Annotated in this window: 6 protein-coding genes, 1 tRNA gene and 1 pseudogene; 5 read left to right on the top strand and 3 right to left on the bottom strand. The window is 61.2% G+C overall.

The genetic code is table 11. From position 1 onward, the window contains the following. Positions 1–1,414 precede the first annotated feature (1,414 nt). The 3 genes from A5714_RS25955 (at position 1,415) to A5714_RS07420 (ending at position 4,006) form a co-directional block, all read left to right on the top strand. Complete coding sequence (locus tag A5714_RS25955) at positions 1,415–1,837, top strand: hypothetical protein (RefSeq protein ID WP_156747214.1); 423 nt, start codon at positions 1,415–1,417, stop codon at positions 1,835–1,837. Continuing rightward, complete coding sequence (locus tag A5714_RS07425; protein WP_068284293.1) at positions 1,834–2,415, top strand: hypothetical protein; 582 nt, start codon at positions 1,834–1,836, stop codon at positions 2,413–2,415. The genes A5714_RS25955 and A5714_RS07425 overlap by 4 nt, the downstream gene beginning before the upstream one ends. 382 nt (positions 2,416–2,797) lie before the next feature. Then, positions 2,798–4,006, top strand: coding sequence for a phage major capsid protein (locus A5714_RS07420; protein ID WP_068284290.1), 1,209 nt, complete (start codon positions 2,798–2,800; stop codon positions 4,004–4,006). A gap of 455 nt (positions 4,007–4,461) precedes the next feature. Here A5714_RS07420 and A5714_RS07410 read toward each other — a convergent pair whose 3' ends face one another. Together A5714_RS07410 and A5714_RS07405 are read right to left on the bottom strand one after the other, a co-directional pair. Continuing rightward, positions 4,462–4,881 carry a hypothetical protein gene (locus A5714_RS07410; protein ID WP_156747213.1) on the bottom strand — a complete coding sequence of 140 codons (420 nt, stop codon included), beginning with the start codon at positions 4,879–4,881 and terminating at the stop codon, positions 4,462–4,464. Next, positions 4,881–5,831, bottom strand: coding sequence for a hypothetical protein (locus A5714_RS07405; RefSeq protein WP_156747212.1), 951 nt, complete (start codon positions 5,829–5,831; stop codon positions 4,881–4,883). Before A5714_RS07405 ends, A5714_RS07410 begins: the two co-directional genes overlap by 1 nt. Positions 5,832–5,925: 94 nt before the next feature. Between A5714_RS07405 and A5714_RS07400 the strand changes: the two genes are divergently transcribed. Next, a complete protein-coding gene (locus A5714_RS07400) occupies positions 5,926–6,357 on the top strand; it encodes a hypothetical protein (RefSeq protein WP_156747211.1) in 432 nt (143 codons plus the stop codon). A gap of 145 nt (positions 6,358–6,502) precedes the next feature. Here A5714_RS07400 and A5714_RS07395 read toward each other — a convergent pair. After that, a tRNA-Arg gene (locus tag A5714_RS07395) sits at positions 6,503–6,578 on the bottom strand. Between the two features lie 115 nt (positions 6,579–6,693). On the opposite strand from A5714_RS07395, the pseudogene A5714_RS07390 reads away from it, so the two are divergent. Then, positions 6,694–6,953 (top strand): annotated as a pseudogene (locus A5714_RS07390) (arginine--tRNA ligase); the annotation flags it as partial.

The raw sequence follows: 6,953 nt of genomic DNA, 5'->3' as shown, positions 1-6,953 counted from the left end.
CAGCGCACGAGTCAAACGCGACGCCAAAGAGCAGGCTGATATCTCCGAATCATCGATCAAACGCGCGGCGAAACGGCTTGGCGTCAAGGTGATTTCGACACCTGATTACGAGGCTGGCAAACCCCATCAGACCGCTTGGGCGCTGCCGGATTACCCTTTCGCACTAAGGCAAAAGTGAGCTAATTGAGCTGTTTGAACCAATTGCAGGTCAGAGGCCATTTTCGGGGTGAGCTGATTAGTGAGCCGTTTGAGCTAATTGGAATCTAATCAGCTCACCCCGAAAACAGCGTGTGAGCTGCAAATAGTTCAAATAGTTCAGTTTTATTTTTACTTCACACGCGCGTGCGCGCGAGAGCAGACCACAGGTATCGAGTAGGCAGCAAACAACTTTCATGTAGAACGCACCGGGACTGCCAACTGGCCTGACACGCTGAAACTCCCCAGGTCCTACCCGAGTGGTCTGCCGAAGCGCAGAATGCGCGCATGTTCACAGCGGACGACCTTTCAACCCTGCTCGGTCATATCCCCAGACTGCCAGGCGCGAAATGCCGGGGGCTCAGCGGCATATTCGACCGTCCAGCCGATCCGGTGAAACGGCGCAGATACCAGGCCAGCGCGCTACGCATGTGCAACCAATGCCCGGTGCTGGACGCTTGCAGCGATTACCTGGCCAGCCTGCCCCAAGCGCGCCGACCACCCGGTGTGATGGCTGGCCGAGTCGTGGATATGCAAGGCAGGGTGCGACCGACACCCAGGGCCAAGCGTCACGAGTGCCGTAAGTCGGCCTGAGAGCCACGGGGCCGGACAAACACCGCGCTGCGAGGGTCATTGCACCGGACAGGCATTCAGCGAAGCTGAGCGTGGGTGGGGAATTACTCCCCAGTCGGGAACCATCGGGACGGTCACTCACAGGATGGTCCGTTTCTGGATGGTCACTCAAGGGATGGTCCGCTCTCGGATGGTCCGCTCTCGGATGGTCGTCTCACGGATGGAATGATCTGCCTGGCGCCGAAACAGGTTGTAGGACAACAGAGTAACGTGCCCTGAACAGCTCACAGGTATTTGCTAGCGGTAACTATCGGCACCGTATCGACCTATCCAGCAACCTCCCGCGAATAGCATCTGACCTGCGGATACCCACGAGCCAGCGTGGAACCGGAAGGCGTGGAACATTGATAACCTATAACCGCAGGTAGAGGGGTTGAGACTGGCTGACCATCTCGGAGGGTCGCCCGGTGGCAGTGGAGCATATCTGGGAACACTTTTCCGGCTACGTCGCAGCAAACAAATCAGCTAACACAAGCCAGTTAGCTAACGTTTGCTGGAACCTGTTGCCGCGCAAACCGTTTGGGACCGCTGCTATTTCACCGTGTGGCTCGTGGCTTTCCCCGGTGTTTCGTGACAGACTGGCGCAATGGTCAAGAGGCGCAGGCGCATTGCCGTCGCAAGTCACGGCACCAGCGGCTATCGGCAGGGCTGCCGCTGCGATACCTGCAAAGAGGCTGAGTCGGCACGCAATGCCCGCTACCGTGCCAGCGGCACCACCAAAAATAATGTGACCCAGCTCAGGACGGCGGGACCGGGCGAGGTTGAGCGGGCCGTGATTAACGAGTGCGAAATACACGGCACCGTAACGAATTTCCGAGCCCCGATGGCCCGCAGCTTGGCCCGCGTGCTGGATAACCCGAGCATGGCGGGCAGGCATGTGCAGACGGCTAAGCAGTTGGTGCAGGCTTTGGAGGCTTTGCACGGCAACGGAAGTGGTAAGCGTAAGGGCAGTAGTGCCAGGCTCGCGCTGGTGAAAGAGCAGACGAAATCGAGGAGACCTCCGAAATGACCACGAGTTATCAATACCTGTACGACATGCCGTTTGGGCAGCTAACCGAGATGTTCGTTACCGGCGCTATGGCTATCGTGGTCAATGACAAAGGCGTGCAATGTATTCCGGCTGAGGCGCACGCGCTGCGCCGCCTGGCCCGCGCTGTCGAGAACCGCACTGACAGTTCGGAATTGGGATGCGCATTGCGCAGTCTGGCGCGAACCGTTACCACGCTGGTGATGAAATACGTGGTGGCTATGGGCGGGCAGAGGCCACCGGCAGCCGACGCGACAGTGCCTCTCGGTGAGGTTGGCACCAGGGCACACGATGATGCCGGAATCGTGGGGCACTTCTACCGGGACCTCGCTGCGGTGACCGAATTGCTTGAGCCGCTGCCCGCACATCACAGCGTGCCGGATGCGCCAACACCCAACCTGATTGAGTCGCTGCGACACGACGGCGATGGTCTGCCCGAAGCGGAGCGCGACGATACCGAGCTGCCGATTGACTCGCCGGAAGTGCGGGCCATGGTGGCTGCCGATCCCGAGCTGCGGCATTTCATCAACATGGCAGCGATAGGCATTCACACCAGGTAGCGATTCCTGGTCCTGAGCGCAACGCTGGCAGCCGAAACGCTTCGCTCCGGTGTAATCCCTTGGCTAGCTCGACTAGTGCGCTAACATCGCCACCAATGGCTTGCCGCATCCGAACCGGCACCCGGCACACAACCGGCTGACCAATTGCATTCGGAGCCGCACAGTCAGGACAACAACAGGCACCGCCAGGCACCCCGCAAGGGTTGTGTCCAAGACTGGACACTCCCGAAGACGTGTCAACGTTTTGACACGTCGCATGGGCTGACCACCGAAACGCGCTGACCTGCATAGCTCACCCGCGACAATGGTTCGCGGAGTTCGTCATTCACTCTCGCCGGCCGCTAAATCGGGCCTGGCGCAATGCTTTTCAAGGAGCACGAAAATGAATCTCAGGGCGAAAGCCATCGCCATTGCCGACGAGGCCCAGAAGGCGGTCAGGCAGTGCGAAAACGGTGAAATCACGGTGGCCGAATTAACGGCCAAAATGGCGCGGCTGCAACGCGAACACAGCGAGGTCAACGAAACCCTCAAAGCGTTTGCCACGAGCAACATTCCGGCAGCTTTGCGCGGCGGTGCCGGGGCGGGCAGTGGCCGCAACGAGAACGGCAACCCAGACGGGCGGTTCGCCATCCCGCAACCCGGTATGAGGCTCAAGGGTGCGCAGGCGGTGCCGCTGGGGTTCGATGAGTCCGAGCTGCGGGCCATGCACGAGGCGGTCACGCACCGCCAGTCTTACAGGCTGAAAACGAAGGCCTTCAACAGCGTGGACTCGTTCCTGCCCGCGCAGTTGCAGCCCACCATTGTTGGACCGCAATATGAGCACCGGCTGTTGGACCGGCTGCCGGTGGAAACCATCGAGGCCCCGTCGCTGGAGTATTTGATTCACCAGAGCACCACTGGCACACCGGCCATCGTCGCTGAGGGTGCGGCCAAACCGGAGCTCCAATTCATCACCGAACCGGAAGTGGCCACCCCGCAGAAAATCGCGGCGAACGTGGGGCTCAGTTGGGAGACGATTAGCGACTGGGGGAACTTCACCCAGTACGCGCTGGGCGAGATTGTGCGCCAGGTGGTCAACGTCGAGAATGCCGAGCTGATCGCGGGACCGGGCACCACCGGGCATCTGCATGGGTTCTTGGGTACCTCTGGAATCCTCTCGCACACCGTGGCCAACGGCACCACCAACACATTGGACGATGTGGAGGAGTCGATAGCCGCTTTGCGTAGCGGGCCAGCGCTGGCCGAGGCTGACCTGTTCGTGGTTCACCCGCTCACCTGGTCTGCCATGCGGCGCACCAAAGACAGCTATGGCCGATACCTGGTCACGCCCGATCCGACAGCGGACGAGGCTAATTCGTTGTGGGGTGTGGAGGTTTTGCCGACGACGCAGATCACGGCTGGTGATGGGTTGCTGCTCGATACCCGCAAGTTTGGTTTTGTTGTTGTCCGCGAGGCGATTACGCTACGCACGGGCACCAGCGAGGACGACTTCGTAAGGAATATCCAGCGATGGGTCAGTGAGGAGCGTCTAGAGCTGGCCGTCGAGCGGCCCGCTGCGGTGCTGTCCATTTCCGGCCTACCCACCAGCTAAGGAGGACAGAACAGATGACTGAGGTAAGCGAGCAGCTGGCCCGAGACATCGAGGACGGCAACCGGCTACACGCCGCAGAGATCGTGAAAGTCACAGTGGCACAGGGTATTCAGGTCGTCCATGAGGGTGAGCGTTACCCAGGCGGTACCGAGCTGGAAGTGCCTGGCCCATTGGCGCACAAGTGGATTCGCGCTGGGTGGGTCACCGAATCGGAGCCGAAAGAGCAGGAGGACAACGCAGATGAACAAGACACCGAGAGTCCACGCCGTGCAGATCGAAAAGACGCAGCGCGGCGAGCAGGTGGTACGGCTAGAGCAGGCACCCGACGCTAGCCAGGTGGCCCGCCCGTCTGGCAGCAGCTACGGCAGATAGCACCAAAGCGGCAGGCCCCCAACATATTCGGCAGTGTTGGGGGCCTGTTCCTATGTGTCAGTGAGGAATATTCCTCAGTCACGTTACGACCAATTGCCAATGGTCGGCGGCGTTTCGGCATGCACGGATAGCTGGGTCAGGTTCTCCAAATCGGCGGTCCTGATACCGAAACGCTCGCCTGTTCGCGTGTCGGTAATCCATGTTGCCGTGCCGTCGCTGTCCGAACTAACCGTGATTCGCGGATTGTTTTCCAGCTCAAGGGAATAGCGCCGGAAGGTGGCCACATGGGCAAGATATTCGTCCACCTCGGCGGTGGTCGCGAATGTCCGTTCGGTACCCGATGGCTGATCGACGCGGCGGACCCAGAACGAGACCGCGGACCCTTCCTTGCCCAGTTCCATGCCGAAGTTGACGCCCACGTTGTAGCCCAACAGCATTGCCTGGTCGTGCAGCGCCTCGGCGTATGCCCGCGCGGCCATGAATTCGCTATGCAAATCTGCCATTACCTGGGATCTCCTCCTGATTGGCCTTGTCCGGCGCCGGTCTCGGTCAGCCGAATAGTCAAGGCCCCCAATATATGGACCAGCATCCATGCGTCGCTCATGGAGTAATTCGTGTCACCGCCGTGTGCTTCGCCCGCGTTGCGCACGTCTTTCACCCACTCGATGGTCTGACTGAGAACGCTGGTGAACTTGGCATCGGAAGCGCGGAGCAGCCCAGTTTGCTTGGCGCACTTCAAAAGTTCGGTCAAGCTGTTGCCGGTGCAGCCCAGCGCGAGGAGCATGTCCTCCAACGCGGCGGCGGCGTCGGTGATTGCGTCGTCGGGATAGCCAGCGCGCAACTCGCGCAGCGCGTCTTGATACCGGATTTCCACCTGCGAGAAGTGGGGCTGGCTGTGCAGCAGCCGCGTCGTCGGCTCCACAACCTCGTCGTGCATCTCCTGCGATTGCACGGGCACCAACTCACTGTTCTGGTGCAGCGACAGCGCAACAAGGTGCGATTCGAGAATCGCATTGACCCTGCGGCGAAATCTCTCAGGGGCGTCCCTGATGATCGCCAGCCACTCCGGACTCGCACCGGGGTATGGCGCCAGACCAAACTGGTGCGGATTTTCGGCGAGCCATTGCAACGACTCGTGCTCAGCTTCGATCAGCGAGAGCAACTGATCGTTGGTGGCACCGATAACCGGGACGCGACCGTCTGGTGGCTCCATCTGGCGCGGGTTGACCGAGGCGGCGGCTGAGTCGAGCATCCGGTCTTGAATATATGCCTCAAGTTGATCCACTGCGTAGCGGAAAGCGCGGTGATGGGTGATGTCCTCCCACGTCTTGCTGAGCTTGATTCGGGCGTCGCGGTCGAGCTCGTCCGACCATTGCACCATTCCGGCAGCAAGTGCCTCCTCCTGGGCCTGGCGCCGCTTGCGCTCGCCGTATAACTCACGCCGTTGTTGCACAGTGCGAATCGTAGGTCGCCGAACCGACGCCGAAGTAGTGGTTGACGTGATTGGCGGTGGCCTAAGCCCTGGGAAACGCAGTACGGTTGCCGACGTGGCGAAATGTTTGGTTCACGGGTGTGAAAGTGACGGGTTTGAGCCAGCCCTCACATTGAGCCAGCGGCGAGGTGATCCCGAATTTCTCACTGACGTGATCGTCTGCGGGGTGCATCGCGACGAGCTCTCCGCGCCCAACGCCGAGTGGTCGCTTCTCACTGGCTCCGACTGGGAAACCCGGGAGCTGTTTGTGGGGATGTCCCTGCGTCAACTGAACGAGCACGTCGTTTTGGAAGCTCCAACCGCAGCGACGCCCTACGCGCTCGGTGGGACGCAGGAGTTCAGTGCGGCCCACGAGGCAGGCTTTCACGTGTCATTCAGCGTTCGGCAGCGGGGGAAGGAACAACCCGAGACACTCGCCTTGCTGATGTCGCGCGAGATGTTGCTTAGCTTCGCTGACCAATTGCAGAGGCTTGCGGCAACCGTGTAGGTGAGGTCGGGGCAGCCTACCGGTTCTGCTCCGCTGCACAGGTGAGCAATCTTGGATTGCATAACCGACTGCTTTTATCTGGGCCAGCAACAATGCACGGATAATGCATGAGGGACTCGGAAACGGGCGTTTGCCCTGGTCAAAGTGGTGCCCCCGGCAGGATTCGAACCTGCGGCCTTCTGCTCCGGAGGCAGACGCTCTATCCCCTGAGCTACGGGGGCGCATGCGAGAACCTGATGCGCCTGTGGGCCTAGACAGACTAACGCATCCGGCGGCCGGGCCTGTCACCGCAATGGATTCGGGGCGGCGGCACCTCAGCCAATAGGATGGACGCTCGTGACCCCCGCCGACCTCGCCGAGCTGCTCAGGAACACCGCCGCCGCGGTGCTCGCCGAGCGTGGGCTGGACGCTTCCGCGCTGCCGCCGGTTGTGACCGTGGAGCGCCCACGCAACCCCGAGCACGGTGATTACGCCAGCAACCTGGCGCTGCAGGTGGGCAAGAAGGTCGGCGCCAACCCGCGCGAGCTGGCCGGCTGGCTCGCCGAAGCGGTGGCGCAGGCCGACGGCGTCGCCGCCGCCGAGGTCGCCGGGCCCGG

Source organism: Mycobacterium sp. E2462 (assembly GCF_001672685.1).
Taxonomy (GTDB): Bacteria; Actinomycetota; Actinomycetes; order Mycobacteriales; family Mycobacteriaceae; genus Mycobacterium.
This window is presented reverse-complemented; position numbering and strand designations above follow the sequence as displayed.